26 protein-coding genes are annotated in these 25,851 nt (G+C 69.6%); 18 read left to right on the top strand and 8 right to left on the bottom strand.

Annotated elements, in window-relative coordinates; translation table 11 throughout:
* Positions 1 to 248: 248 nt before the first annotated feature.
* From MTES_RS01600 to MTES_RS01590, 3 genes are all read left to right on the top strand, one after another.
* The gene (locus MTES_RS01600) at positions 249 to 2,546 is read left to right on the top strand and encodes a polyribonucleotide nucleotidyltransferase (protein ID WP_013583419.1); all 2,298 of its coding nucleotides are present in this window, start codon (positions 249 to 251) and stop codon (positions 2,544 to 2,546) included.
* A 205-nt stretch (positions 2,547 to 2,751) separates the two neighbouring features.
* Complete coding sequence (locus MTES_RS01595; RefSeq protein WP_013583418.1) at positions 2,752 to 3,777, top strand: aldo/keto reductase; 1,026 nt, start codon at positions 2,752 to 2,754, stop codon at positions 3,775 to 3,777.
* Positions 3,778 to 3,858: 81 nt separating this feature from the next.
* Positions 3,859 to 4,461: a histidine phosphatase family protein gene (locus MTES_RS01590; protein WP_013583417.1), complete on the top strand. Its 603-nt coding sequence runs from the start codon at positions 3,859 to 3,861 to the stop codon at positions 4,459 to 4,461.
* A 9-nt stretch (positions 4,462 to 4,470) separates the two neighbouring features.
* Here the strand turns inward: MTES_RS01590 and MTES_RS01585 are convergent, their stop codons facing one another.
* Positions 4,471 to 5,124: a class I SAM-dependent methyltransferase gene (locus MTES_RS01585; protein ID WP_043360887.1), complete on the bottom strand. Its 654-nt coding sequence runs from the start codon at positions 5,122 to 5,124 to the stop codon at positions 4,471 to 4,473.
* Between the two features lie 88 nt (positions 5,125 to 5,212).
* Positions 5,213 to 5,839 (bottom strand): hypothetical protein, encoded by a 627-nt coding sequence (locus tag MTES_RS01580; RefSeq protein ID WP_013583415.1) that lies wholly within the window; start codon positions 5,837 to 5,839, stop codon positions 5,213 to 5,215.
* Between the two features lie 118 nt (positions 5,840 to 5,957).
* Between MTES_RS01580 and dapB the strand changes: the two genes are divergently transcribed.
* Complete coding sequence (dapB, locus tag MTES_RS01575; RefSeq protein WP_013583414.1) at positions 5,958 to 6,770, top strand: 4-hydroxy-tetrahydrodipicolinate reductase; 813 nt, start codon at positions 5,958 to 5,960, stop codon at positions 6,768 to 6,770.
* Positions 6,767 to 7,219: a hypothetical protein gene (locus MTES_RS01570; RefSeq protein ID WP_013583413.1), complete on the top strand. Its 453-nt coding sequence runs from the start codon at positions 6,767 to 6,769 to the stop codon at positions 7,217 to 7,219. The genes dapB and MTES_RS01570 overlap by 4 nt, the downstream gene beginning before the upstream one ends.
* A 243-nt stretch (positions 7,220 to 7,462) precedes the next feature.
* On the opposite strand, the gene MTES_RS01565 is transcribed toward MTES_RS01570, so the two are convergent.
* From MTES_RS01565 to MTES_RS01550, 4 genes are all read right to left on the bottom strand, one after another.
* On the bottom strand, positions 7,463 to 8,383 hold the full coding sequence (locus MTES_RS01565; protein ID WP_013583412.1) for a TIGR01777 family oxidoreductase: 921 nt from the start codon (positions 8,381 to 8,383) through the stop codon (positions 7,463 to 7,465).
* Positions 8,376 to 8,801, bottom strand: a complete 426-nt coding sequence (locus MTES_RS01560; protein WP_013583411.1) for an OsmC family peroxiredoxin — start codon at positions 8,799 to 8,801, stop codon at positions 8,376 to 8,378. The genes MTES_RS01565 and MTES_RS01560 overlap by 8 nt, the downstream gene beginning before the upstream one ends.
* Positions 8,802 to 8,935: 134 nt before the next feature.
* Complete coding sequence (locus MTES_RS01555) at positions 8,936 to 9,496, bottom strand: DUF4395 domain-containing protein (RefSeq protein WP_013583410.1); 561 nt, start codon at positions 9,494 to 9,496, stop codon at positions 8,936 to 8,938.
* Entirely contained in the window at positions 9,489 to 9,926 is a 438-nt protein-coding gene (locus MTES_RS01550) for a TlpA family protein disulfide reductase (RefSeq protein WP_043361856.1), read from the bottom strand. The genes MTES_RS01555 and MTES_RS01550 overlap by 8 nt, the downstream gene beginning before the upstream one ends.
* Before the next feature lie 155 nt (positions 9,927 to 10,081).
* Here MTES_RS01550 and MTES_RS01545 point away from each other — a divergent pair, with 155 nt between their 5' ends.
* Genes MTES_RS01545 through MTES_RS01535 form a run of 3 tightly spaced genes read left to right on the top strand, consistent with a single transcriptional unit; the run spans position 10,082 to position 12,142 of the window.
* The gene (locus MTES_RS01545) at positions 10,082 to 10,891 is read left to right on the top strand and encodes a thymidylate synthase (protein WP_013583408.1); all 810 of its coding nucleotides are present in this window, start codon (positions 10,082 to 10,084) and stop codon (positions 10,889 to 10,891) included.
* Complete coding sequence (locus MTES_RS01540) at positions 10,888 to 11,388, top strand: dihydrofolate reductase (RefSeq protein ID WP_013583407.1); 501 nt, start codon at positions 10,888 to 10,890, stop codon at positions 11,386 to 11,388. Before MTES_RS01545 ends, MTES_RS01540 begins: the two co-directional genes overlap by 4 nt.
* A 1-nt stretch (position 11,389) precedes the next feature.
* Complete coding sequence (locus MTES_RS01535) at positions 11,390 to 12,142, top strand: SDR family NAD(P)-dependent oxidoreductase (RefSeq protein ID WP_013583406.1); 753 nt, start codon at positions 11,390 to 11,392, stop codon at positions 12,140 to 12,142.
* 55 nt (positions 12,143 to 12,197) lie between these two features.
* On the opposite strand, the gene MTES_RS01530 is transcribed toward MTES_RS01535, so the two are convergent.
* A complete protein-coding gene (locus MTES_RS01530; RefSeq protein WP_013583405.1) occupies positions 12,198 to 12,734 on the bottom strand; it encodes an NUDIX domain-containing protein in 537 nt (178 codons plus the stop codon).
* An 83-nt stretch (positions 12,735 to 12,817) separates the two neighbouring features.
* On the opposite strand from MTES_RS01530, the gene dapA reads away from it, so the two are divergent.
* From dapA to MTES_RS18735, 10 genes are all read left to right on the top strand, one after another.
* Positions 12,818 to 13,795 carry a 4-hydroxy-tetrahydrodipicolinate synthase gene (gene dapA / locus MTES_RS01525; RefSeq protein ID WP_013583404.1) on the top strand — a complete coding sequence of 326 codons (978 nt, stop codon included), beginning with the start codon at positions 12,818 to 12,820 and terminating at the stop codon, positions 13,793 to 13,795.
* Positions 13,796 to 13,902: 107 nt separating this feature from the next.
* Entirely contained in the window at positions 13,903 to 15,579 is a 1,677-nt protein-coding gene (locus MTES_RS01520) for a ribonuclease J (protein ID WP_013583403.1), read from the top strand.
* A 27-nt stretch (positions 15,580 to 15,606) separates the two neighbouring features.
* Positions 15,607 to 16,149 carry a GNAT family N-acetyltransferase gene (locus tag MTES_RS01515; protein ID WP_269453419.1) on the top strand — a complete coding sequence of 181 codons (543 nt, stop codon included), beginning with the start codon at positions 15,607 to 15,609 and terminating at the stop codon, positions 16,147 to 16,149.
* A gap of 50 nt (positions 16,150 to 16,199) precedes the next feature.
* Positions 16,200 to 18,926 (top strand): DNA translocase FtsK, encoded by a 2,727-nt coding sequence (locus MTES_RS01510; protein WP_043360884.1) that lies wholly within the window; start codon positions 16,200 to 16,202, stop codon positions 18,924 to 18,926.
* Positions 18,926 to 19,513, top strand: a complete 588-nt coding sequence (gene pgsA / locus MTES_RS01505) for a CDP-diacylglycerol--glycerol-3-phosphate 3-phosphatidyltransferase (protein WP_013583400.1) — start codon at positions 18,926 to 18,928, stop codon at positions 19,511 to 19,513. The genes MTES_RS01510 and pgsA overlap by 1 nt, the downstream gene beginning before the upstream one ends.
* Complete coding sequence (locus MTES_RS01500; protein WP_013583399.1) at positions 19,510 to 20,037, top strand: CinA family protein; 528 nt, start codon at positions 19,510 to 19,512, stop codon at positions 20,035 to 20,037. Before pgsA ends, MTES_RS01500 begins: the two co-directional genes overlap by 4 nt.
* Positions 20,038 to 20,208: 171 nt before the next feature.
* Positions 20,209 to 20,517 (top strand): helix-turn-helix domain-containing protein, encoded by a 309-nt coding sequence (locus MTES_RS01495; RefSeq protein WP_013583398.1) that lies wholly within the window; start codon positions 20,209 to 20,211, stop codon positions 20,515 to 20,517.
* Positions 20,518 to 20,535: 18 nt separating this feature from the next.
* Positions 20,536 to 20,760, top strand: coding sequence for a DUF3046 domain-containing protein (locus tag MTES_RS01490; RefSeq protein ID WP_013583397.1), 225 nt, complete (start codon positions 20,536 to 20,538; stop codon positions 20,758 to 20,760).
* 279 nt (positions 20,761 to 21,039) lie between these two features.
* Positions 21,040 to 22,092 carry a recombinase RecA gene (recA, locus tag MTES_RS01485; protein ID WP_013583396.1) on the top strand — a complete coding sequence of 351 codons (1,053 nt, stop codon included), beginning with the start codon at positions 21,040 to 21,042 and terminating at the stop codon, positions 22,090 to 22,092.
* Positions 22,093 to 22,325: 233 nt separating this feature from the next.
* Positions 22,326 to 23,045, top strand: coding sequence for a regulatory protein RecX (locus MTES_RS18735; RefSeq protein WP_231848118.1), 720 nt, complete (start codon positions 22,326 to 22,328; stop codon positions 23,043 to 23,045).
* Positions 23,046 to 23,173: 128 nt separating this feature from the next.
* Here the strand turns inward: MTES_RS18735 and MTES_RS01475 are convergent, their stop codons facing one another.
* A complete protein-coding gene (locus tag MTES_RS01475; RefSeq protein WP_013583394.1) occupies positions 23,174 to 25,759 on the bottom strand; it encodes a helix-turn-helix transcriptional regulator in 2,586 nt (861 codons plus the stop codon).
* Positions 25,760 to 25,851: the final 92 nt, after the last annotated feature.

Genomic DNA, 25,851 nt, shown 5'->3' with positions numbered 1-25,851 from the left:
GCTAGGCTCTTTCGGGGTGCCGTCTTGGCATCCGCTCAATTACATATGAGCACACGGAGCAGGCTGGCAGACGCTGGTCCCCTGTGGTGGACTCCCCGTCGCTCGCCGGGTGGTCGTCTACTGGTGGCCAGTCGCCGGGATTTCCGGGTCGACATGTCGGCGCGCCCTTTCTGCCTGTTCCTGCTCCTTCGCATGTCAGCTCGTCGCCCACACGGGGCGGCGAGCCTAAACAAAGAAGGAGGGACCTCTTGGAAGGTCCAGAAATCACCGCCGCTGAAGCCGTTCTCGACAACGGCCGCTTCGGCACCCGCACCATCCGTTTCGAGACCGGTCGCCTCGCTCAGCAGGCCCAGGGCGCCGTCGCCGCCTACCTCGACGAAGAGACGATGCTCCTGTCGGCCACCAGCGCCGGCAAGCACCCGCGTGAAGGCTTCGACTTCTTCCCGCTGACCGTCGACGTGGAAGAGCGTTCCTACGCCGCCGGCAAGATCCCCGGCTCGTTCTTCCGCCGTGAGGGTCGCCCCTCGACCGAGGCCATCCTCGTGTGCCGCCTCATCGACCGCCCGCTGCGTCCGTCGTTCGTCGACGGCCTGCGCAACGAGGTCCAGATCGTCGTCACGGTCCTCTCGATCGCGCCGGGCGAGTTCTACGACGCCCTCGCCATCAACGCGGCATCCATGTCGACCCAGATCTCGGGTCTGCCCTTCTCGGGTCCCATCGCCGGTGTCCGCCTCGCGCTGATCCCCGGCCACGGTGAGCACGCCGACCAGTGGGTCGCGTTCCCCAAGGCCGAGCAGCTCGAGGACGCCGTCTTCGACCTCATCGTCGCGGGCCGCGTGCTCGACGACGGCGACGTCGCCATCATGATGGTGGAGGCCGAGGCCACCGAGGGCAGCTGGAACCTCATCAAGGGCGGCGCGACCAAGCCCAACGAGCAGGTCGTCGCCGAGGGCCTCGAGGCCGCGAAGCCGTTCCTGCGCCAGCTCGTCGACGCGCAGAACGAGGTCGCTCGTACCGCGTCGAAGGAGATCCAGTCGTTCCCCGTCTTCCCGGCCTACAGCCAGGAGACCTACGACTTCGTCGCCGGTCGCGCCTACGACCGCCTGGTGCCCGTGTACCAGATCGCCGACAAGCAGGAGCGCCAGAACGCCGACGACGAGGTCAAGACCTCCGTCAAGGAGCAGCTGCTCGCCGCCGTCGAGTCGGGCGAGCTGCCCGCTGTCGCGACGCTGGAGTTCAACGCCGCGTACAAGTCGGTCACCAAGACGATCGTCCGCGGCCGCATCCTCGCCGAGGGTGTCCGCATGGACGGCCGTGGCCTGGCCGACATCCGTCCGCTCGACGCCGAGGTCCAGGTCATCCCGCGCGTCCACGGTTCGGCGATCTTCCAGCGCGGCGAGACCCAGATCCTGGGCGTCACCACGCTGAACATGCTCAAGATGGAGCAGCAGATCGACTCGCTCTCGCCCATCACGAGCAAGCGTTACCTGCACCACTACAACTTCCCGCCCTACTCGACCGGTGAGACCGGCCGCGTGGGCAGCCCGAAGCGTCGCGAGATCGGCCACGGCTTCCTCGCCGAGCGCGCGCTCGTTCCGGTGCTCCCCAGCCGCGAAGAGTTCCCCTACGCGATCCGTCAGGTGTCCGAGGCCCTCGGCTCCAACGGCTCGACGTCGATGGGCTCGGTCTGCGCCTCGACCCTGTCGCTGCTGAACGCGGGTGTGCCCCTTCGCGCCCCCGTCGCCGGTATCGCCATGGGTCTGGTCACCGACGAGGTCGACGGCCAGACGCGCTACGCCGCGCTGACCGACATCCTCGGCGCCGAAGACGCCCTCGGCGACATGGACTTCAAGGTCGCCGGCACCGCGGAGTTCATCACCGCGATCCAGCTCGACACCAAGCTCGACGGCATCCCGTCGTCGGTGCTGGCCGCCGCCCTGACCCAGGCCAAGGAGGCTCGTCTCACGATCCTCAACGTCCTGAACGCCGCGATCGACGCTCCCGACGAGATGGCGCCCACCGCGCCCCGCGTCATCAGCGTGCAGATCCCGGTCGACAAGATCGGCGAGCTCATCGGCCCCAAGGGCAAGACGATCAACTCCATCCAGGACGAGACCGGCGCCCAGATCTCGATCGAGGACGACGGCACCGTGTACATCGGCGCGACCGACGGCCCCTCGGCCGAGGCGGCCCGCGCCCAGGTGAACGCGATCGCCAACCCGACCAACCCCGAGGTGGGCGAGCAGTTCCTCGGAACCGTCGTCAAGATCGCCACGTTCGGCGCGTTCGTCTCGCTGCTCCCCGGCAAGGACGGCCTGCTGCACGTCAGCGAGGTCCGCAAGCTCGCCGGTGGCAAGCGCGTCGAGAACGTCGAAGACGTGCTCTCGGTCGGTCGCAAGATCCTCGTGCGCATCACGAAGATCGACGACCGCGGCAAGCTGTCGCTCGAGCCCGTGCTCGACGAGGACGCCGCGACGCCCGAAGCTGCGGACACGCAGAGCTCGGCCGCTGCGAGCGAGGGCCCCGAGGCTCCCGCCGAAGGCTGATCCTCTCGTCCGACGGATGCCCGTCCCGCTTCGTGCGGGGCGGGCATCCGCGCGTTCGGCGGGGAAGCGTTATGCAATGTTTATCGGCGCGGCGGGGGAATCAGCGGTCGGTTCCGGGCGAGGCTTTACCCTCGAAGTACGCGTCGGGGGGCGTGGACGTCGGTCTCACCAGGCGATCCCCCGACGCAACGAGGGGGATCCCATCATGAGCGGCTCGGGCGTAGAGAACGTCCCCTCCGCGCGCCTTCGGCGCGACCGGCCGCCCCACCCCTCCGCCCCCGTGACCCTGCAGGGACCGGGTCTCGGCTCGCACGTGCGGGTTCCGCTGGGCGAGACCGGCTTCGACGTCTTCCCCCTCTTCCTGGGCGGCGGCGAGTTCGGCTGGAACGTCGACGCGAAATCCAGTCACGACATCCTCGATGCGTACGCCGAGCTCGGCGGAAACGCCCTGCACACCGCCGACAGCTACGCCGCCGGCCGCAGCGAGTTCATCATCGGCGAGTGGATGCGGACGCGTCGCGTCCGCGACGATGTCGTGCTGACCGTCCGCGTGGGGCGTCACCCCGACAATCCCGGCCTCGACTCGGTCAACCTCGTGCGCGCCGTGGAGGCGTCGCTGCAGAGGCTCGGCACCGATCGGATCGACGTCCTCTCGCTCGACGCGGCCCGCGGAGATGCGGCGATCCTGGAAGACACCCTCGCCACGAGTGAGTGGCTCGTCGAATCGGGCAAGGTCCGCGCGATCGGCGCGCACGGTTACACCGCTGCGCAGCTGGTCGAGGCGCGGATCCTCTCTTCCGCGGGATACCCGCGCATCACCGTCCTCGACGTGCCCTACAACGTGCTGCGTCGCGACGAGTTCGACGGCGACCTGCGCCTCATCGCCGCGGCACAGGGGATCGCTGTCACGCCCTCGCACCCTCTCGCGCACGGATTCCTCGCGGGCGAGACGCGCACGCGCGATCAGCAGTCCCGGTCTGTCCGCGGTTCCCAGCTGGCGATGCACCTCAACCGGCGGGGATCGAAGGTCCTCCGGGCTCTGGATGCCGTGGGCACCGAGCTGGGGATTCCGGATGCCGCCGTGGCCGTCGCTTGGCTCCTCGCGCAGAAGATCGTGGCGGCTCCGATCGTGAACGCCTTCGCGCCGCGCCACGTCGTCGAGTGCATGCGCGCGGTGGGCGTGCGGCTCAGCCGCGCGCAGCTGTCCGACATCGCCCGCGCCGCCGAGTGACGCGGCTCCCTCGCGGGGGTGTGACGTAGGGTGGAGAGTGTGCGGCGGGGGGCCGTAGGACTGACGACGAGGTGAGCTGACGTGACGCACTACATCTACCTGGTGCGCCACGGCGAGCATCAGGATGCCGAGCACGGCCTCGCCGACGGCCCCCTCTCCCCCCGAGGTCAGCGTCAAGCGGCCCTGATCGCCGACCGCCTTTCCGGACTCCCGCTGGATGCCGTCTGGCACTCGCCCCTGGAACGTGCGGCGCAGACCGCGAACGCCGTCGCCGAGCGTCTGCCGTCCGTCTCCCCGGAGCCGTCCGCCCTGCTGTTCGACTGCGTGCCCACGGGAATGACGCCCGAGACCCCGGCCGCCTACGAGCCGTTCTTCGGTTCGGTCACGGAGGCCGAGATCGATGCCGGCCGAGCGCAGATGGCGGATGCCACGGCGGAATTCCTCGCCCGTAAGACGGGGGAGGTGCACGAGCTGCTCATCACGCACAACTTCGTGATCTCGTGGTTCGTCCGCGAGGTGCTGCAGGCACCCGACTGGCGCTGGATGACCATCAACCAGGCGTACTGCGGCCTGACGGTCATCGCGCAGAAGAAGGGCCGTCCCTGGACGCTGCTGTCGCACAACGACCTGGCGCACCTGCCGGTCGAGTTGCGTACGGGCCTGGTCGACCCGCTCCCGGTCTGATCGTCGCGGTCAGCGGCGGCGTGCCAGGACGAAGCCCTGCGCGTGCCTCTCCCGGCCTCGGGCGGCGCGTTCCGCGATCGCGGTGACATCGAACGCTTCCGCTTCCAACGTGCGGGCGATAGCCGCCGGTTCGTGCAGCACGGCGTTCATGGCGATGTCGTGTCCGTACGCGCGCTCGATTCGTCGATTCCCGCTCCCCGCCTGGAATCCCAGGAGGATCACCCCGCCGGGACGGAGCACGCGTCGCGCTTCGCGGCAGATCGCCGCGACGTCGTCGGCGTCGCTGTGGATGATGGCGTACCAACACAGGATGCCGCGCACCGTGGCATCCGGAAACGGCAGGGCCGTCAGCTCGGCGACCTCGATCGGTACTTCGGGGTGCGCCGTCCGGGCGTGCGCCACCATGGCGGGGGAGAGGTCCACACCCGTCAGGGGCGACACCCCGAGCGCCGCGAGGTGGGTGAGCAGGCGCCCGGTCCCGCACCCCGCGTCCACGATCGGTCCGTCGCCGTCGGGGAGATCGGCCACGAACTGCGCGATCGTGCCGAGGTCGAGCGATGCCTCCGCGCGAGTTTCGGGGAGGGCGGCCGCGTACGCCGCGGCGATCGTGTCGTAGAAGCGCCGCGTGGCATCCGTTTCGCTCACTCCGCCATCATCGCTCACCCCGCGTTTCGTTGTCCGAGCGTCGAGCGCACCGCTTGGTCCCCGCACGAGAATGCCCCCGAGGATGACGTCGGAGTCCGACCTCTGCTCAGTTCCCGCGTGAGTCGATGACGATGGTGTCGCGGCTGTCGGGATAGACGAGAGAGACCTCGACATCCGGTGTGAGCGTCGCGCGCACGAGATCGCGCGCGCCAGCACGCTCCTCGGCGTCGTACGGCAGGTCGCGGTCGATCGTGAGGGAGAACCGGCATGCCAGCGTGCCGGGCTGTCCCCACTGGATGGCGGGTGCCGACGCGAGTCCGTAGTGAGCGGCGACTCGTGCCTGTGCGTCACGCGCCGCTGCGACGCACTCCGTAGGAGCCGCCACTATGGTGTCCGATCCGGACGTGTAACGGAGCGCCACCTCCACCCCCTCGACGGAGAAGTCGTTCACCATCGCGAGCACTCGATCCGCCACGTCCCGCCGCTGCGGGTCCCCCTCGGGCAGATTCTCTCCTGTGACGACATCGAAGCGACACCACACGTCCGACTCGCCCGCCCACAGGTCGTCGATCGTGACAGTGGTCCCGTAGGCGTCATCTACGACGTCGCTGACTCGTTGCGACAGGCCCGCGCATTCCCCTCCCATGGCGTACTCGCCCCACTGCACACAACCCGTGGTCGAGAACACGACGGCGATGAGGGCCAGCGGGAAGAACGCCCGGTACCGAGTCATGCGCTCAAAATAGCCAGCGGGGCCCGTGAGCGAGTCACGATGGTTCGACGGTGGAGCTCCGCGGCGCGCCTGTGGAGAACGCAGCGACCATCGGCGTCGCGCCGCCTAGGCTTGACCCATGACGACGCGCGTGGCCATCGTGGGCGGGACCGGCAAGCTGGGCGGAGTGATCCGCGAGGTCGTCGAGGCCGAAGAGGGATACGAGGTGGCCGCCGTGCTCACCTCGAAGTCCGGGATGAGCGAACTCGACGGTGCCGACCTCGTCATCGACGCCTCGACCCCGGCCGTGTCGATCGACATCGTGCGGGCGGCGATCGAACGGGGCATCAACGTGCTCGTCGGCACCTCGGGGTGGTCCAACGAGCGCATCGCCCTGGTCCGTCCGCTGGTGGATGCCAGCGGCACCGGCGCCGTCTTCATCCCCAATTTCTCGCTGGGATCCGTCATCGGCAGTGCGCTCGCCGCCGCGGCGGCACCGTTCTTCCCCTCGATCGAGATCATCGAGGCCCACCGCGAGACCAAGGTCGACTCGCCCAGCGGCACGGCCGTGCGGACCGCTGAGCTCATCGCCGCAGCCCGTGCCGAGGTCGGTCCGGTCGAGTCGCCCCACGTCGATCAGCGTGCTCGCGGTCAGCGGGTGGCATCCGTTCCCATCCATTCGCTCCGTCGCCCGGGTGTGGTCGCCCGGCAGGAGACCGTCTTGTCCGGCCCCGGGGAGTCGCTCACGATCGTGCACGACACCATCGACCCGGCCACCGCGTATGCTCCGGGGATCCGCATCGCCCTCGCCGCGGCGCGCGAGGCCACGGGCGTCGTGATCGGCCTCGACAGCTTCATCGACATCGGTGTGCGCACGCGTCCGGTCGCCGCCGAGGCGCCCGTCGCCGACGGGGACGTTTCCGGCCAGGTAGCGGGCGCGACGAGCGCATGAGGGTTCGCCTCGCCGTCGCGTTGATGACGGTGCTGCTTCTGCTCTACGTGTTCCTCGCGGGGCAGCGAGCGATCGTGCTGCTCGGCAGCGGTGAGGCCGTCGGTGTGGTCATGGGCGTCGCGTTGATCGTCCTGCCCCTCCTCGCCCTGTGGGCCATCGGGCGGGAGCTGTGGTTCGGCGTGCGCGCGCAGCGCGTGGGGGAGCGCTTGGATGCCGAGGGCGGACTCCCCGACGAGGATCTGCCCGTGCGGCCGAGCGGCCGGATCGAGCGCGAAGACGGCGACGCCCTCTTCCCCCGATACCGCGCCGACGTCGAAGCCCATCCCGACGATTGGCGCGCCCGATACCGCCTCGGTCTCGCGTACGACGCTGCCGGCGATCGCCGCCGCGCTCGCGAGGCCATCCGCACGGCGATCCGGCTCGAGTCGGCCGAACGCCGCGCCGACTGAGCCTGCCCGCGAGGGTAAGGCGCGTCGTCGTCGGCGCTCACGGACGGGGCGCCTTCGCGCGGTTCGTAAGCATGTACGGCTTCGGCGTGAGCGCCTCCTCGGCGGGCGGGGTCACCGCCGTGGTGCGCGCGACCGTCACAAACTCGCAGAATCCCCTCGATCTCGCAGCATTCCTTCCGGATTCTGCGAGGAACGCCCGAATCTGCAGAGACGCCGCGGGTCCGTCGTCGTGGGGCTGGTCCGTCAGCGCTTGCCCGCGACAGGAACGGCGGAGGCGACCGCCTCCTCGACCGTGCGATGGGTGAAGGTGAAGCCGCTCTCCTCGAGCACGCGCGGACGCACGTCGGCATCCGAGATGAGAAGAGCGTCGGTCGCATCCTTCCCGAGCGCGAGCTTCATTCCCCAGACCGGGGCGCGCAGCACGTAGGGGCGATTCATTCGGCGCGCGAGGGCGAAACCGAGGTCGTTGGCCGTCGCGCGCGTCGGACCCGTCAGGTTGACCGGTCCATCGACGTCGGAGTCGATGACGTGCCGGATGGCGCGCACCTCGTCGTCGAGCGTGATCCACGGCCAGACCTGGGTCCCTCGGCCGATCGGGCCGGAGGCCCCGAGCTTCGTCAGAAGCAGTAGCGGCTTGAGGACGCCCTTCTCGTGGACGATCGGTGCCGTGCGAAGCAGAGCGACACGCGCGTGATCGCCCGCGGTGCGGGCGGCGGCCTCCCAATCGACGCACACGTCGACGAGGAAGCCTTTCCCGCGCCCGGAGGCCTCGGTGAGCACGGCGCCCGGCTGCGAACCGTAGTAGCCCGTGGCGCTCGCGTTGACGAGCGCGGGAGCGTCCGTGCCGAGCGCTCGGATCGCGGTCGCGAGCGTGCGCGTCGGGGTGATCCGCGACCACAGCAGGGTGCTCTTGTACGACGGCGTCCAGGGAAAGCGGCCGATCGAGGCGCCGTTGAGGCACACCACCGCGTCGGCTCCGGCGAGGACATCGGGATCCAGGGGGGCGGCATCCTGCAGCCACTGCACCTCGTGAGGACCGCGCGGCTCGTGGCGCACGAGAGACGTCACCTCGACGCCGTCGCCGCGTAGCGACTCGGCCAGTGCGGAGCCGATGAGGCCCGACGCGCCGGCGAGGACGACGCGTCGGGCCGGGGTCTCAGGCAAGCGTCGCCTCGAGGGTGATGTCGATTCCCGCGAGCGCCTGCGACACGGGGCAGTTCGCCTTCGCGTCGTTGGCGATCCTCTCGAACGTCGCCGCGTCGAGACCGGGCACGACGGCGTTGACGTTCAGGTGGCTGCCGGTGATGCCGGTGCCGGGCTTGAAGGTGACGGACGCGGTGGCATCGACCGACTCCGGCGGGGTGCCGTTCTCGGCGAGGGCGTTCGACAGCGCCATGCTGAAGCAGGCGGAGTGCGCACCGGCGAGGAGCTCCTCGGGCGTGGTGACCGAGGTCGAGCCCTCGCTGCGGGCCTTCCAGTTGACGTCGAACGTGCCGATGCCGGACGAGGTGAAGGTGACCTCCCCCGATCCCTCGAACAGGCTGCCCTTCCAGGCGGTGGCGGCTTCGCTCGTGACGGCCATGGGAACCTCCGTGGTGTCTGCGCGGTCCGCGGACCGCGACGTGATGACGGCGGTCGGGACGACCGCGACGCGGCCAGCCTAACGAGGACGACCGCCATGCTTCAGGTCTTGACAGCCCTTCCGTAGAGAACCGATCAGGCGGATGCCGGTCCCCGACGCCCCACGAGGCCCGCCCGCTGCAGCACGAGGTAGAGCTGGCACCCGAGGCAGAGTCCGAAGGCCGCATTGAGGAAGGCGGCGACGAATGCCATCGCGGCGGCGATCGGGAGGGCCCAGGGCACTCCGGCGAGGTGCAGCAGCAGGCCGACAGCGGTGACGAAGAGCCCGACACCCTGCGCGAACCGCGGAGGGCGAGGGTCTTCGAACTCGGTCGGCGGCGCGAGCCGAGGCTGCACCACGCGGCGGTACAGCACGCCCCAGGGCGCGGTTCGCGGGGAGGACACGCCCCACACGAACAGCAGCGCGACGACCAGAACGAGCAGGAAACCTGGATCGGTCGCACGAGCCACCACCGAGATCTGCGGGAGCACCCATCCGCCGGGGGCCAAGGTCTCGCCCGAGAGGGGCTGGTAGCTCGCCTCCCGCGAGGTCGAGACGCCGAGCAGGCTCAACAGCGTCGCGACGAGGAGAAGGACGGCGGTGATGGATGCCGCGAACCGCGGGCCGCGGGCATCGATGCGGGCGGGATCAGCCATGAGCGGTCTCTTTCGTGAGGCGGTCGAGTTCGTGTTCGACGTCGGCGCGCGTCGGGGGCCCGCCGAAGCGACGCACGGTGAGCCCGGTCCCGTCGAGGAGGAGGGTCGTCGGCGTCTGCAGGACGCGGAATCGCTTCGCCAGATCCGGACGGTGCGTCAGATCGACGTCGATGTGGCGTACGCCGGCGCGATCGTCGGCGACCGCCGAGAGCATGCGGTGCACTCCGGGGCAGCGCGTGCACATCTCGGTGCTGAACTGCACCAGAGTGGCGGTTTCGCCGAAGGGGCCGGACTCGAGCACACGCGGGTCCACCGTTTCGCCCGAATCGACGGTGCGCGCCCGCCCTTGTCCGCGGCGCCACACCAGGCCCAGCACGACGGTGGCCGCGAGCAGCGCGGCGACGATCACGAGTGCGAGAGCGAGGTCCACGGTCGACAACGCTAGCCGCCCCCTCCGACGTCGGGGCCGATGAGTCAGATCGTGACGGAACCACTCCTCCTCCCCACGCCGGAGCTGCCGAAGACCGTCCCGAGACCCGCTCGGTCGACGGCCCCGCAGAGCGCACGGCGGGTATCGTGAGGGCCGTGACCGCCGACATCCCCACCCCGTACGAAGACCTCCTGCGCGACGTGCTCGAGACGGGCGTCCACAAGTCCGACCGCACCGGCACCGGCACCACGAGCGTCTTCGGCCGCCAGATCCGCTTCGACCTGGCTGAGGGTTTCCCCCTCATCACGACCAAGCGCGTGCACCTGAAGTCGATCGTCTACGAACTGCTGTGGTTCCTCCGCGGAGAATCCAACGTCGGCTGGCTCAAAGACAACGGCGTCACCATCTGGGACGAGTGGGCCGACGGCGAGGGCGAACTGGGCCCGGTCTACGGCGTCCAGTGGCGCTCCTGGCCCACCGCCGACGGCGGCACGATCGACCAGATCTCGCAGGTCATCGAGCAGATCCGACGCGACCCCGATTCCCGGCGATTGATCGTGTCCGCGTGGAACCCCGCCGACATCCCCGACATGGCGCTCGCCCCGTGCCACGCGCTCTTCCAGTTCTACGTCGCCGAGGGGAAGCTGTCGTGCCAGCTCTACCAGCGAAGCGCCGACATGTTCTTGGGAGTGCCCTTCAACATCGCCTCCTATGCGCTGCTGACCCTCATGGTCGCGCAGCAGACCGGCCTCGAGCCCGGCGACTTCGTCTGGACGGGCGGCGACTGCCACGTCTACGACAACCACCGCGAGCAGGTGCAGGAGCAGCTCACGCGCGAGCCGTACCCGTACCCGACGCTGCGCTTCGCTCGTACACCGGAGTCGATCTTCGACTACACCTACGACGACATCCTCGTCGAGGACTATCAGCACCACCCCGCCATCCGCGGAGCCGTCGCCGTATGACCGAGATCGGGCTCGTCTGGGCCGAAGCCCGCGGAGGCGTCATCGGCTCCGACGGCGGCATGCCCTGGCACGTACCCGAAGACCTCGCGCACTTCCGCGCTGTGACCGGGTCGTCCGACGTCGTCATGGGCCGGAGGACGTGGGAGTCGCTTCCGCCGAGGTTCCGGCCCCTGCCCGGCCGTCGCAACATCGTGGTCACCGGCACCGATACGTGGAGCGCGGAGGGCGCCGAGAGGGCGACCTCGTTCGACGACGCCCTCTCCCGCGCGGAGAGCGACACGGTGTGGGTCATCGGCGGCGGTCGCCTCTACGCCGACGCGATCCACCGTGCCGACGTCGTCGAGCTCACGCGTCTCGACGTGGCCGTCGAAGGCGACACCTTCGCCCCCTCGATCGAGGGGTGGCGGCGGGACGCCGTCGACCCGGCGGAGGAATGGCACACGTCGAGGACCGGCATCCGGTATCGCTTCGAGACCTATCGCCGCCGGGAGGACTGACATGCCCACCGCCCTCATCACGGGAGCCAGCTCCGGGCTCGGCTCCGAGTTCGCCCGGCAGCTCGCGGCGCGCGGCGCCGATCTGGTGATCGTGGCGCGCGACCGGACGGCCCTGGAGGCGCTCGCCGACGAGATCAGCGGCCGTCGGGGCGTTCGGGTCGAGGTGCTGGTCGCGGACCTCCTCGACGAGGAGGCGCTCGCCGCGGTCGAGACGCGTCTGGCCGAGGGCGTCGACGTGCTCGTCAACAACGCCGGCTTCGGACTCGACCTCGCGTTCGAGAACAACCCGGTCGACGACGAGGTGCGTCATCTGCGGCTGCACGTGGAGGCTGCGCTCCGTCTCACGCGCGCGGCTCTGCCCAGGATGCTCGAGCGGGGTCGGGGGCGGATCGTGAACGTCGCCTCGGTCGCCGGTTTCGTGCCGCGCGGGACGTACGGCGCGGCCAAGGGATGGCTCATCTCGTTCAGCCGCTGGGCGAATGTCGTGTACCGACCGCGCGGGGTCTCCGTCACGGCCGTGTGCCCGGGCTTCGTCCACACGAACTTCCACGAGCGACTGGGCCTGCCGCCGGGGCAGGAGGGCGTCGCACCGGGCCTCTGGCTCGACGCCGAAACCGTCGTGCGCGAAGGTCTCCGCGACGCGGCGCGGGATCGCGCGGTGTCGGTCCCCTCCTGGCGGTACAAGACGCTGGTCGCCGTCTCGCGTCTCCTGCCCGATCGGATCGTCGTGCGCGCAGCGGCACGGGGGCGCTGAGCGTCGACATACCGAACCCCCGGATCGTCAGGCGACCGGGGGCGCTGAGCGCCGCTTACCGGAACCGACCGAGCCGGATACCCGCGAACGCCAGCGCGGCGATCGTCTCTCCGTCGGTGATCCCGCCGTCGGCCACGAGCGTCAGGGCCTCGGCGAACGGCACCCACCGCACGGCGGCGATGCCTTCCTCGTGCTGGGAGGCCGTGGCATCCGTCGTCGAGAGACCGCGGGCGAGGTAGACGTGCTCCGGCGCGTCCGCGATGCCGTTGAGGGCGTTCATCCGACCGAGGTGCTGCCATTCGGATGCCGTCACCCCGGTCTCCTCGAGCAGCTCGCGCTGCGCGGCGAGGAGCGGGTCCTCGCCGTCGGAGCCGCCCGCGGGGACCTCGATCGAGCGGCCCGTGGTGTACCGCTCGAGTTCCACGAGGCACACCCGCTCTTCGTCGTCGAGCGCGATGACGAAAACGGCCGGGTGCTGCATACGGACGACGCCGTAGATCCCTTCGCCGTGCGGGCCGGTGACCTGGTCCTCGCGCACGTGGATCCAGGGGTTCTCGTAGACGGTGCGGGTCGCGCGGGTGGTCCAGGTCATTCCGCCACCCTAGGCTCCGGTGCCGTCACGCATTGTTCACCGGCGTCAAGGGGAGGACCTCGCCGAACCGATACCCTGGGACCATGACGCACTCCGGCAATCCCTTCGGTCAGGTGCTCGTCGCGCTCATCACCCCGATGACCGCCGACGGCGAAGTCGATTGGCCCGCCACCGAGAAGCACATCGACGACGTCATCACGGCCGGCGCGGACGGCATCGTCGTCACCGGCACCACGGGCGAGACGTCGACCCTCACCGACCCCGAGAAGCTGCGCCTCGTCGAGGTCGGCAAGAGTGTCTCCGCCGGTCGCGCCAAGATCATCACGGGCGGCGGCTCGAACGAGACCGCGCACGCGATCGAGCTCTACAAGGCCAGCGAGAAGGCCGGCGCCGACGGCATCATGATCGTCACGCCGTACTACAACAAGCCGACGCAGGCCGGCATCCTGACGCACTTCCGCCTGGTCGCCGACGCGACCGATCTGCCGGTGATCCTGTACGACATCCCCGGCCGGACCGGTGTACCCATCAAGTACGAGACGATCCTGCGCCTGGCCAAGCACCCCAACATCCTCGCGATCAAGGACGCCAAGGGCGACTTCAGCGAGGTCAGCCGCGTGCTGAACCAGACCGACCTCATGTACTTCTCGGGCGACGACGCCAACGTCCTCCCGCACCTCTCGATCGGCGCGAGCGGGCTCATCGGCGTGACGGCGAACATCACCGCCACGCCCTACCGGACGATCGTGGATGCCGTGAACGCGGGCGATCTGGCATCCGCCACCGCCGCGCACCAGAGCCTCGAACCGCTCGTCCGTGCCGTCATGACGCACGTGCCCGGTACCGTCGCGGCCAAGTACATCCTGCACGGCCTCGGCCGCATCGGCAGCCCGCGCGTGCGCCTTCCCCTGGTCGGCCCCGAAGAGTGGGAGGCCGCCGTGATCGAAGACGAGCTCGCGCTCGTGAAGAACGTCGCCGGCGCCGACTTCTCCAACTTCCGCCCCGACCGCAATGCGGCCGCCGGCGGTGCCCTGCCGAAGGTGCACGGCACCACGCGATAGACATCGACGTCCGCCGATCCGCGGCTCGGGACGCAATATAGAGGGATGCCGCGAGGCGGCATCCGAGACGAAGGGATGCCACGCGGGTGGCGTCCGAGGAGGCACATATGCCCACGACTGTTTACGATCCGCCGGAGCTTGCCCCCGGCACCCTCCGTGTCTTCCCCCTCGGCGGCCTCGGCGAGGTCGGTCGGAACATGACGGTGTTCGAGTACGAGGGCAAGCTCCTCGTCGTCGACTGCGGCGTACTGTTCCCCGAGGAGCACCAGCCCGGCGTCGACCTGATCCTGCCGGACTTCGAGCCCATCAAGCACCGCCTCGACGACATCGTCGGCGTCGTGCTCACGCACGGCCACGAGGACCACATCGGTGCAGTGCCGTACCTCCTCAAGCTCAAGGGCGACATCCCCCTCATCGGCTCGGGTCTGACGCTCGCCCTCATCGAGGCGAAGCTCAAGGAGCACCGCATCCGTCCGTACACGCTCACGGTCAAGGAGGGGCAGCGCGAACAGGTCGGCCCCTTCGACCTCGAGTTCGTAGCGGTGAACCACTCGATTCCGGATGCCCTGGCCGTGGCGATCCGCACGCCCGCGGGCATGGTGCTCGCCACCGGCGACTTCAAGATGGACCAGCTGCCGCTCGACGGACGCATCACCGACCTGCGCGCCTTCGCGCGGCTCGGCGAGGAAGGCGTCGACCTGTTCCTGGTGGACTCGACCAACGCGGACGTTCCCGGGTTCACGCCCACGGAGCGGGGCATCGGGCCGGTACTCGACCAGGTGATCGCCAAGGCACCGCGCCGGGTCGTCGTCGCGAGCTTCTCCAGCCACGTGCACCGCGTGCAGCAAGTGCTCGACGCCGCGCACGCCAACGGGCGTCGCGTGGCGCTGCTCGGGCGCAGCATGGTGCGCAACATGGGCATCGCCGCCGATCTCGGCTACCTCAACGTCCCCGACGGCGTGCTGATCGACTACAAGAAGGCGCGCGACCTTCCCGACGACAAGATCGTCTACATGTCGACCGGGTCGCAGGGCGAGCCGATGGCGGTGCTCAGCCGCATGGCCAACCTCGACCACGCGATCGAACCGGGTGAGGGAGACACGATCATCCTGGCATCCAGTCAGATCCCGGGGAACGAGAACGCGATCTACCGCGTGATCGATGGGCTGACGAAGCTCGGCGCGACCGTCGTGCACAAGGGCAATGCCAAGGTGCACGTCTCGGGTCACGCTGCGGCGGGCGAGCTGCTGTACTGCTACAACATCCTGAAGCCGAAGAACGTGCTCCCCGTGCACGGCGAGTACCGCCACCTGATGGCCAACGCGAAGTTGGCGCAGGAGACCGGGATCCCCGAGCAGAACACGATCCTCGGCGAGAACGGCACGGTCGTCGATCTGCGGGACGGCGTCGCGTCGGTCGTGGGACAGCTGGACATCGGTTTCGTCTACGTCGACGGCTCCTCGGTGGGCGCCATCACGGATGCCGACCTCAAGGACCGTCGCATCCTGGGCGAGGAGGGCTTCATCTCGGTGATCGTCGTCGTCGACTCGGCGACGGGGAGGATCGTCTCCGGTCCCGACATCCACGCCCGCGGGGTCGCCGAGAACGATTCGGTCTTCGAGAGCGTCAAGCCCAAGATCGCCGCGGCCCTCACCGAAGCGGCGCAGTCAGGCGTACGCGACAACCACGCCCTGTCGCAGGTGGTGCGGCGCACGATCGGGCGATGGGTGAACCAATCGCTGCGCCGGCGCCCCATGATCGTTCCGCTGATCATCGAGGCTTGATCTTCTCGGAGCGCCACGGGTCCGCCCGTGGCGCTTCGTCGTTCGCCGCGCCGGCCGCGTCGTCGCTATCATGCGGGCATGCCCGGTCTCCCGATCCGCGCGGCGCTCCCGTCCGACGGCGCCTTCCTCGCCGACATGATGGTCGAGGCCGCGACCTGGCGTGCCGGGGCGGTGCGTCCGCGCCACGAGATCCTCAGCAGCGAGGAGTATCGACGCTATCTCGCGGGCTGGCTGCGCCCGGGTGACGCGGGATTCGTGGCGGAGTCGCCCGGCGGCGAACCGGTCGGCGCCGCCTGGTATCGCATGCTCCCGCGCGATGAGCCCGGGTTCGGCTGGGTGGGGACCGGCGTGCCGGAGCTGATCATCGGGGTGCGCCCCGTCTGGCGTGCACACGGTGTCGGACGCGCGTTGCTGCAGCGGCTCGCCGACCACGCGCGCGCTCAGGGCTTCGCCCGCATCAGTCTGAGCGTGGATCGCGAGAACCACGCGGTGTCGCTCTACCGCTCCGAGGGGTTCGCGGTGGTTCGGCGCGGCATCGGTCGCGACGTCATGGTGAAGCGACTGCGGTGAAGCCCGCGTCGGTACGGACGAATGTCGGTGGTCCCGCCTACCGTGGAACCATGGCTCGTACCTCGTCCCCCTCCGGCGGTCGCGCCCCCGCGAAGGGGACGCCGCGACCCAAAGCCGCGGCGCCGGCGCCCAAGCGCTCGGCTCCCGCGCCCAAGCGCTACGTCGACGAGCCCGAGAAGCCGTCGATCGCCGTGCGCGCGTGGATGGCCGTCGCCCACGGAGTCGGGGGCATGTTCCGCGCCTTCGGCCTTGAGAGCCTCGAGCGCGATCAGCGGCGCGACGGTTTCCCGTTCTTCCTCGTGGTCCTCGCCGTCGTCGGCGCGGTGGTCGAGTGGTTCTTCATCGGCAACGACGTGGCGGCGGTGATCAGCGCCTACAGCTTCGGCGCTCTCGTCGGCCGCGTGGCGTTCGTCCTGCCCGTGCTGCTCCTGCTCCTGGCCGGCTGGCTCTTCCGCCATCCGGCCTCCGTCCACGACAACGGCCGCGTCGGGATCGGGTGGGCTCTGTTCATCATCACGGTGGCCGGTTTCTGCCATGTCGCGGGAGATCGTCCTGTCCCGTCGAACGGCGGGCTACCCGTGCTCAGTCTCTCGGGCGGTCTGGCCGGTTGGATCGTGGGAGAGCCGCTCGCCCTCCTGCTGACGAATGTCGGCGCCTACATCGCCCTGTCGCTGCTTGCGGTTCTCAGCATCCTGATCCTCACAAAGACCCCGCCGAATCGGATCGGCCGTCGTCTCGGCGATCTGTACGCCTGGATGTTCGGGGTCGAGCGCATCGAGCCCTCCGACACCACGACGAAGGTACTGCCGGCGGCTGAAGACGACGACGAGCCCGCAGAGAAGTCGCTTCCCTGGTGGCGTCGGAACAAGTCCGGTCGAGAAGAAGACGTCGACGGCTCCCTCGGTTCGGACGACCTCACCGAGCTGCTCACTCCTGGAACGCCCCAGGGCGGCTTCGAATCGCCCGTGGTCGCTCCGGAGCAGATCACCGCGCCCGTGCGTCCGCTGTCGCCGCCGCCCCCCGCGCCCGACGCCCTCACCGAGGTCTTCGATGCCGCGACTCTCGCGAAAGCGGCGAGTGGTCGCGGTCTCCACGACGACTCACCCGTCGACGATGTCCCCGACGACGACATGCCCGGCATCTCGGGTCTCGGCGGCGACAACGCGGGAGCTCCGCCGTCCGCCAACTACCGCCTGCCGGCCGTCACGGCCCTCGCCACGGGCACCCCACCCAAGGCCCGATCCGCCGCGAACGACGCGGTCGTGAAGGCGATCGAGAGCGTCATGGAGCAGTTCAAGGTCGACGCGCGCGTCACCGGCTTCTCGCGCGGCCCGACGGTGACGCAGTACGAGATCGAGGTCGGCCCGGGCGTCAAGGTCGAGCGCATCACGGCGCTGACCAACAACATCGCCTACGCGGTCGCCTCGAACGAGGTGCGCATCCTCGCGCCCATCCCGGGCAAGAGCGCGATCGGCGTCGAGATCCCGAACGCGGATCGCGAGATCGTGACCCTCGGTGACATCCTCCGATCGGATGCCGCGACCTCGTCGACGCACCCCATGACGATCGGCGTCGGTAAAGACGTCGGAGGTGGTTTCGTCGTCGCGAACCTCGCGAAGATGCCTCACCTGCTCGTCGCCGGGTCCACGGGCTCGGGTAAGTCGAGCTTCGTCAACTCGATGATCACCAGTCTTCTCATGCGTGCGAAGCCGTCCGACGTGCGCATGGTGCTCATCGACCCGAAGCGCGTGGAGCTCACCTCCTACGCGGGCGTTCCGCACCTCATCACTCCCATCATCACGAACCCCAAGAAGGCCGCCGAGGCGCTGCAGTGGGTCGTGAAGGAGATGGACATGCGGTACGACGACCTCGCGTCCTTCGGGTTCCGCCACATCGACGACTTCAACAAGGCCGTCGTCGCCGGGGAGATCAAGCTGCCCCCGGGGAGCGAGCGCGTCCTCAAGCCGTATCCCTACCTGCTGGTCGTCGTCGACGAGCTCGCCGACCTCATGATGGTCGCGCCGCGAGACGTCGAGGACTCGATCGTCCGCATCACCCAGCTCGCCCGCGCCAGCGGCATCCATCTCGTCCTCGCCACACAGCGACCGTCCGTCGACGTGGTGACCGGTCTCATCAAGGCCAACGTCCCCTCCCGCCTCGCGTTCGCCGTGACGAGCGTCACCGACTCGCGCGTCATCCTCGATCAGCCCGGCGCCGACCGCCTGATCGGTCAGGGCGACGGCCTTTTCCTCCCGATGGGGGCGTCGAAGGCCGTGCGCGTACAGGGTGCGTGGGTGAGCGAGCAGGAGATCGAGAAGGTCGTCGCACACGTCACCCAGCAGGCGCGGCCGGAATATCGTTCCGACGTGCAGGCCGCGGCCGAGAAGAAGGAGATCGACGCCGACATCGGCGACGACCTCGAGCTGTTGCTCGCTGCGGCCGAGCTCGTCGTCTCGACGCAGTTCGGGTCGACCTCGATGCTGCAGCGCAAGCTCCGCGTCGGTTTCGCCAAGGCCGGGCGCCTCATGGACCTCCTCGAGTCGCGCGAGATCGTCGGCCCGTCCGAGGGATCCAAGGCCCGAGACGTGCTCGTGACGAACGAGCAGCTTCCCACCGTGCTCGCGAAGCTCCGTGGCGACGACGTTCCCGCGGCCGCCGCGGCCGATGACGACCGGTACGGGGCTGATCCGATCGAGGCGCAGTTCGAGGGGGTTCCCGTCGTCGATGACGACGACGAGGGTTCCGAAGACGCCTGGCAGCTGACGGGACGCGACTGATGACCGTGCACCCGCAGCTTCCCAATGCGATCACGATCGCGCGCATCCTGTGCGCTCCGGTGTTCCTGTGGATGCTGCTGGCGGACGGAGGCACGGGGGGCGCACTGCGCTGGGCGGCGGGCATCGTCTTCATCGTGGCGATCGCGACCGACGGCATCGACGGGTACATCGCGCGCAAGTACGAGATCGTCAGCGACCTGGGCAAGCTCCTCGATCCGATCGCCGACAAGGTCCTCACGGGCGTGGCGTTCGTGGGGCTGTCGATCCTCGGTGAGCTGGACTGGTGGGTGACGATCGTGGTGCTCGTCCGCGAGGTCGGCATCACGGTGTACCGCTTCATGGTGGTCAGCGATCACGTCCTCGCCGCGGCGTGGATGGGCAAGCTCAAGACCGTCGCCCAGGCTGTCGCTCTCTCGATCGCCCTTCTTCCCTTCGCGGGCCTCTCGGAGGCCCCGGGCTGGCAGTCCTCGGTCTGGTGGGCGGGCGTGGTGACGATGACGATCGCGGTGGTCCTCACGATCGCCTCCGGTCTCGATTACGTCGTGACGGAGGTGCGGGCAGCGCGCACGGCACGGAGGTCACGATGAGTCACGGCATCCCCGACGATTTCGACGAAACGCTCATCATCGACCCGCGCGAGAGCGCCGCGATGCTGCTCGACCGTCTGGCCGAGCTCGGCTGGACCGTCGCCGTCGCGGAATCGCTCACCGGGGGTCTCCTCGTCTCCTCGCTCGTCGATGTCCCCGGAGCATCGCGGGTCGTGCGCGGGGGAGTGGTGGCCTACGCCACAGACGTGAAGCAGAGCGTCCTCGGCGTCGATGCCGCGCTTCTCGAGGCGCACGGTGCGGTGCATCCGCGAGTGGCCCGTCAGATGGCGCGCGGCGTGCGGGACGTCCTCGGGCGCGACGGGGTCCCCGCCGACGTCGGAGTGGCGACCACGGGCGTCGCCGGTCCCGACACACAGGACGGACACGTCGTCGGGACGGTGCACATCGGCGTCTCCACGCCTCTGGGGACCAGTGTCGACTCTCTCGTCATCGCCGGAGACCGGGAACGCATCCGCCGGGAAGCGGCGCGGATCGCGGTTCGGCGAACCCTCGCCGCCCTCTGAGAAGTCGCTTCGGGGCGTGATGGCCCCGAGCGCGGGAACAAATGATGGCAGAGATCGGTTTTGCATAGCGATTCCCATCCACTGCCCAGCGCGCGGCATTAGGGTGACCACATGGTGTTGTACGGTTGTCCACTCGGACAGCGTCGGAATCAGCAGTGAGGAGGGGCCCAAATGATCCTGGTTCGTCAAGAGATCGGCGAAGTCCTGCGTGACCTCCGCCAGCAGAAGGGTCGTACCCTCCGCCAGGTCGCCAGCCGCGCGAGCGTGGCTCTCGGCTACCTCAGTGAGGTGGAACGCGGCCAGAAGGAAGCGTCGAGCGAGATCCTCGCGTCGGTCGCGGAAGCCCTCGATGTCCCCATCTCGTCGATCATGCGCGAGGTCGGTGACCGCCTTTCGGTGCTCGAGGGTCTGCAGACCTTCCCGGACGTCGTTCCCGACGACCTCGTGGCCGAGGTCGAGCCCGAACTCTCGCTGCGCTGATCCCGTTCCGTCGACCGCATGCGTCGTAGCGAATTCGATCGCGCCGTCGCCGAGGAGTTCGGCGCGCGCGGCGGCTCCTTGCTGACAGATCTCGTCCTGTCGGCTGTCGGCGGACGCACTCCCGCTGAGGCGCTCTCCGCCGGTGTGGAGCCGCGCGATGTATGGCTCGCTCTCTGCGCGGAGACGGACGTCCCCCTCGAGCGACGCTATGGCGTGGGACGGCTCGAACCGCGTCCTCGCTGACCGTCCCGGTGCGCCCGGCGCACGCCGGATGTTTCGGTAGTGACAGAAATTTCCTCGGCGTGTCATCGAATCTTCGTTCGATCAGCGCGTAGGCTCCTGCACATCGGAGTTCTTCGCTGATCCGTCCCCGTTGGAGGGGCTTCCCGGCACCAATGTCGGAGGCCCTCCCTAACGTGGATGACGTCGAAGGACACTCTGAACGCCTTGTCGGGCATCCTCTCCGTCGGTGAGGAGCGCGACAGCCTATAGGCGACGGAACGCGAGCAGAAAGAAGACGTCATGCCCTCACCCGCAGAGCGCGAAAAGGCCCTCGAGTCGGCCCTTGCGCAGATCGACCGGCAGTTCGGAAAGGGCTCGGTCATGCGACTGGGCAGCGACGACCGCGCCCCGATCGAGACCATCCCCACCGGCTCCGTCGCCCTCGACGTGGCGCTCGGCATCGGCGGTCTTCCCCGCGGTCGCATCATCGAGATCTACGGACCTGAGTCATCCGGTAAGACCACCCTCACGCTCCACGCCATCGCCAACGCCCAGCGGGCCGGCGGCATCGCCGCGTTCATCGACGCGGAGCATGCGCTCGACCCCGAGTACGCGAAGAAGCTCGGTGTCGACATCGATGCTCTGCTCGTGTCGCAGCCCGACACCGGCGAGCAGGCGCTCGAGATCGCCGACATGCTGATCCGTTCGGGCGCGATCGACCTGGTCGTGATCGACTCCGTCGCTGCCCTCGTCCCCGAGGCCGAGATCAAGGGTGAGATGGGCGACTCGCATGTCGGCCTGCAGGCTCGCCTGATGTCGCAGGCTCTGCGCAAGCTCACCGGTGGACTCAACACCACCAAGACCACCGCGATCTTCATCAACCAGCTGCGCGAGAAGATCGGTGTCTTCTTCGGTTCCCCCGAGACGACCGCCGGTGGTAAGGCTCTCAAGTTCTACGCGTCGGTCCGACTCGACATCCGTCGCATCGAGACGCTGAAGGACGGCACCGAGGCGGTCGGTAACCGCACGCGCGTCAAGGTCGTGAAGAACAAGATGGCGCCCCCGTTCAAGCAGGCGGAGTTCGACATCCTCTACGGCGTCGGCATCTCTCGCGAAGGGAGCTTGATCGACTTCGGTGTCGAGCACGGCATCGTCAAGAAGTCGGGCGCCTGGTACACCTACGAGGGTGAGCAGCTCGGGCAGGGCAAGGAGAACGCTCGTAACTTCCTCATCAAGAACGCCGACGTGGCCGCCGAGATCGAGTCGAAGATCAAGAACAAGCTCGGCATCGGTGCTCCGGCCGCTCCGGCGGAGCCCGCGGCCGACGAGCTCGCGGCTCGCCGCCCGGCCTGATGACCGACGGACAGCGCCCGGGTCGTCATCGCGGACTCTCGTCCGTGGATGGCGGCCCCGGCGTCGCCGGAGACGATGCCCTGGCGCCCGTCATTCCGCTCTTCGGCGGTGCGCGGTCGCGCTCGACCGCGGGGCGTGATGCGGGAGAGTCGACCCCGTTCGGCATCCTCGATGCAGGAGAGCGCTTCGGTCGTCGGGAGGCTGATGACAGCGCGCGTTTCGGGCACCCCTCTATGCTCCGCACGCGCGACCGCGACCACGGCGGCGCCTGGTCCGACGACGCCTGGTCCGCCAGTACGGGGGCGGGTACCGCAGGGTCCGACGGTGCCGGGTTCGACAGCGCCGGGCCCGACGGTGCCGGGCCCGACAGCGCCGGGTTCGACGACCCCAGGTTCGCCACCCCCGGACACGACGCCGAGACCGCTCAAGACGACGTGCGCGAACGCGCCGAGGCTCTCCTGCTGCGCAAGCTGCGGTCCCGCTCGCTGTCGATCTCGGAGGCGCGCTCCGCTCTCCGTGAGGTGCCGGGGGCCGATGACGTCGTCATCACCGAGCTGATCGACCGCTTCGTCGACCTCGGTTACCTCAATGACGCGGTGTTCACCGAACAGCTCGTCCTCTCCGCGGTCGAACGGCGGGGCGAAGGTCGACGGGCTGTGGCCAACACGCTTCTCAAACGGGGGATTCCTCGCGACATCGCGGACGCCGCCATCGCAGAGATGCCGGACGACGACGCGGAGCGCGCGCTCGAGTACGCACGCAGCAAGGCCCGCGGCGTCGGCGGCAAAGACGACGATGCCGCTCTCCGGCGTCTGGCCGGCCAACTCGCCCGCCGCGGTTACCCGTCCTCGGTCGCTTTGACAGCCGCGCGTCAGGCGCTGCGCGAGGTGGGCGTGGGCCGCTCCCGGCCCGCCCGACCGACGTCGGGCGTGCGCTTCACCCCCGACGAGTGACGGCCCCGCGCCCACTGTCGCCGCCCCGACCGTCGCCGCCCGCGTTTCCGCCCCTACCGTCGCCCCCCGGCGCCGCCCCCACCGTGGCCGCTGCGGACGTCAGGTCATCCGTGACGCGCTGACGGCGCTCACGCGCGAGACTGCTGGTTCTCCCACTGCGCGACCAACCGCCCGAGTTCGCCGCGTGAGGAAACGCCGATCTTGGCTCGCGCCTGGTACACGTGCGATTCGACCGTCCGCACGGAGAGATAGAGCCGCTCCGCGATCTCGCGGTTCGTGTGGCCCTGTTCGACGAGGAGGGCGATCTCCTTCTCGCGCCGGGTGAGCTCGTTCAACGCCGGCATCTCCGCGGAGGGGGTCGGCGAGGGAAAGCGCGACAGGCGGCCGAGCCGTGCGGCGTCGACGCCGTCGTCCACAGACCAGAGGGGGTGGAGGCGGAGCCTCTCCCCGGGGTCGTGGACATCGCCGGCCTCCCACGCCTCCAGCCGCTCCCGGAGCTCGGCGGCGAGGGGGAGATCGGTCGTTCGCAGGAGCTCGCGCAACTCCTCGTTCTCCGCCTCATCGCTGTTTCGCAGCACGACCAGCCGGAAGAGATCCCGAGCCCGGATCGGGGGCACCTCGTGCCCCGCGGAGAGCGCCGCCGCGTCGCGCGCCGCGACGCGCGCCTCACCGGTGCGGCCCTCCGCCATGAGCACCGTCGTCTCCACCGAGGTGCGCGCGTGGCGCACGTGCAGTTCGTCGCCTGTCTCGATTCGCGAGAGCATGGCCCGGGCGTCGCCGACCCGGCCGCTCGCGGCGAGGGCCTCCGCGAGACCGAGCTCGGCGAGGTCCGCATCCGGCCCGGAGAGGAAACCGGCCGACTTCGCCCGCACGGCCTCCCACTCGAGGAGGGCGTCGCCCGGTCTGCCCAGATTCGTATCGGCGATGGATGCCGCCACTCCGGCGATCGTGAGCGCCACGACGTCGTGTTCTCGCGCCGCCGTCGTGCGCTCTCCCGACAGGCGCGCGTACAGGGCACCGCCGTCCGCCCCGGCCAGCTGGTAGCTCGCGAGCATGACGAGGAGGGCACTGAGCCGCTGTGTGGCTCCCACGTCCACCGGACGTTGGCGCGCGTCGAGCAGGCGCTCCACCTCGTCGAAGTGCGCCCGCGCGCGCGTCCAGCGGCCGCGGAAGCTCTCGGCCATGCCCGCGCTCAGCCGGGCACGAAGGTGAGTGGCGCTCCGCTCGGTCGACAGCGCCAGCGCCCGTTCTGCGGCCTCGACCGCGCGGGTCCACGCGAACGACGCCCCCGCGCGTGCGGATTCATCGAGGTGCCGTTCGATCTCGGCATCCGCATCGCCCCTCGTCGCCGCATAGAGCGGGACGGCCAGCCCGCGGTCCGCGATGACCGCTCGCAGGCGTGCGAGGCGTCCGCGGCCCTCGTCGTCCATGTCCCGCGGATCGATCTCGTCGATCGTCATGGTGTCGGAGCCGGTGCCGAGCTGGGCCAACGCGTAGGCGGCCTCGAGACGCAGCTCGGGCGATTCGCGTGCGCGAAGCCCCCGCGCCGCGTGGGCGGCCGCGTGGGCGGCATCCCCCCGATCGTTCGCTTCTCGCGCGGCGTCCAAAGCGACCCGGGAACGCAGCGCGGAGGATATCGGGGCGTCCGTCGCGTCGTCGCCGCGATGCCACCTCTCGGCGATCGAGACCGCCAGGGGAGTGCACCACCACTCGCCGTCAGCTTCGAGCATGCGCGTGCCGGCGGCCGTGATGAGGGCGTCGATCCGCGCGGTACCCAACTGACGCTCGGCCTCACGGGCGATCGCCTCGTTCGCGGTCAGGCGGCGCGCCGGACTGTCGTCGGAGTGCACGAGTCCCGCGGTGATGAGGGCCTCGAGGCGCGCGTGCGAGGTGAATCGCGTCGCGACCGAGAACTCCACGTGCGGGAGCCGGTTGAGGAACGCCAAGCACTCCTGATCCGCCTCCGCGAGATCACCCGTGTGCAGCGTGAGTGAGACGGAGAGGCGACTGTGCGGCGGAGTGTCGCGGATGGCCGCGAACGGATCTCGGCCGGCCGCCACCGCGGCGACGGCTTCGGCCACGAGTTCTCGCAGCAGTGTGCGGGAGCCGTCCGCGCGCCAGAGGATCGCTCCGCAGATGGTGGCATCCAGGGTCGACGCGCCGGGCAGGACGGCGAGCAACTTCTCGCTGTCGGCCGGAGTGAGTTCCGAGAGGTCGAGACGCTCGGCGAGACCATCGAGCCAGAGGCTCAGGATCGTCTGCCCCACGCCCCGGGTGTCCAGGTCGACGCGGCGCGCGCGAGCGCGGGGAATGAGGAGTGTCGCGAGCAGGGTGACGCGGCCGTCGGCCACGCACCGGGCGAGGAAGCGTGCGGAATCGACATCGAGGGCGTGGACGTCGTCGACGAGGACGATGACATCACCGTCGGGAACCCGACCCCGGCGCAGGTCGATCATGCGGGGATCGCCGGCGGCATCCAACGCCCCGAAGGGCACCTCGGAGAGCACGGTGGACGGGCGGATGACGACCGGCGCGACGCCGTGCCCGGCCAGTTCTCGCACGACGGCCCGAAGAAGGTGGCTGCGCCCGCTGCCGCGTGCCCCGGCGACGATCACCGATGTCCCGGCGAGGAGGGAGCCTGCGAGAGCCGCCGCGTCCCGGTCAGCCCCGATGAGGGGTTCGGACCACGAGGTCCACGACCGGCCGTCCCTCACAGAGCTCTCCTTCGCGGTGCGTCCGCGCACGCACGGACGGGCGCGGGGGACCCCCGCGTCCTTGTCACCGTATCGAGGCGCCGCTGAGAAGT

This window comes from Microbacterium testaceum StLB037 (assembly GCF_000202635.1).
Taxonomy (GTDB): Bacteria; Actinomycetota; Actinomycetes; order Actinomycetales; family Microbacteriaceae; genus Microbacterium; species Microbacterium testaceum_F.
The sequence above is the reverse complement of the archived record's forward strand: the minus strand, read 5'-3'. Positions and strand labels throughout refer to the sequence as shown.

What these genes read in the sequence shown, in the direction of transcription:
- MTES_RS01595 (WP_013583418.1), top strand. Translation starts at nt 2,752, where the DNA reads ATGAGCGGCTCGGGCGTAGAGAACGTCCCCTCCGCGCGCCTTCGGCGC.
- MTES_RS01580 (WP_013583415.1), bottom strand. Translation starts at nt 5,839, where the DNA reads ATGACTCGGTACCGGGCGTTCTTCCCGCTGGCCCTCATCGCCGTCGTG.
- dapB (WP_013583414.1), top strand. Translation starts at nt 5,958, where the DNA reads ATGACGACGCGCGTGGCCATCGTGGGCGGGACCGGCAAGCTGGGCGGA.
- MTES_RS01570 (WP_013583413.1), top strand. Translation starts at nt 6,767, where the DNA reads ATGAGGGTTCGCCTCGCCGTCGCGTTGATGACGGTGCTGCTTCTGCTC.
- MTES_RS01560 (WP_013583411.1), bottom strand. Translation starts at nt 8,801, where the DNA reads ATGGCCGTCACGAGCGAAGCCGCCACCGCCTGGAAGGGCAGCCTGTTC.
- MTES_RS01555 (WP_013583410.1), bottom strand. Translation starts at nt 9,496, where the DNA reads ATGGCTGATCCCGCCCGCATCGATGCCCGCGGCCCGCGGTTCGCGGCA.
- MTES_RS01540 (WP_013583407.1), top strand. Translation starts at nt 10,888, where the DNA reads ATGACCGAGATCGGGCTCGTCTGGGCCGAAGCCCGCGGAGGCGTCATC.
- MTES_RS01535 (WP_013583406.1), top strand. Translation starts at nt 11,390, where the DNA reads ATGCCCACCGCCCTCATCACGGGAGCCAGCTCCGGGCTCGGCTCCGAG.
- MTES_RS01530 (WP_013583405.1), bottom strand. Translation starts at nt 12,734, where the DNA reads ATGACCTGGACCACCCGCGCGACCCGCACCGTCTACGAGAACCCCTGG.
- dapA (WP_013583404.1), top strand. Translation starts at nt 12,818, where the DNA reads ATGACGCACTCCGGCAATCCCTTCGGTCAGGTGCTCGTCGCGCTCATC.
- MTES_RS01520 (WP_013583403.1), top strand. Translation starts at nt 13,903, where the DNA reads ATGCCCACGACTGTTTACGATCCGCCGGAGCTTGCCCCCGGCACCCTC.
- MTES_RS01510 (WP_043360884.1), top strand. Translation starts at nt 16,200, where the DNA reads ATGGCTCGTACCTCGTCCCCCTCCGGCGGTCGCGCCCCCGCGAAGGGG.
- pgsA (WP_013583400.1), top strand. Translation starts at nt 18,926, where the DNA reads ATGACCGTGCACCCGCAGCTTCCCAATGCGATCACGATCGCGCGCATC.
- MTES_RS01500 (WP_013583399.1), top strand. Translation starts at nt 19,510, where the DNA reads ATGAGTCACGGCATCCCCGACGATTTCGACGAAACGCTCATCATCGAC.
- MTES_RS01495 (WP_013583398.1), top strand. Translation starts at nt 20,209, where the DNA reads ATGATCCTGGTTCGTCAAGAGATCGGCGAAGTCCTGCGTGACCTCCGC.
- MTES_RS01490 (WP_013583397.1), top strand. Translation starts at nt 20,536, where the DNA reads ATGCGTCGTAGCGAATTCGATCGCGCCGTCGCCGAGGAGTTCGGCGCG.
- recA (WP_013583396.1), top strand. Translation starts at nt 21,040, where the DNA reads ATGCCCTCACCCGCAGAGCGCGAAAAGGCCCTCGAGTCGGCCCTTGCG.
- MTES_RS18735 (WP_231848118.1), top strand. Translation starts at nt 22,326, where the DNA reads ATGCTCCGCACGCGCGACCGCGACCACGGCGGCGCCTGGTCCGACGAC.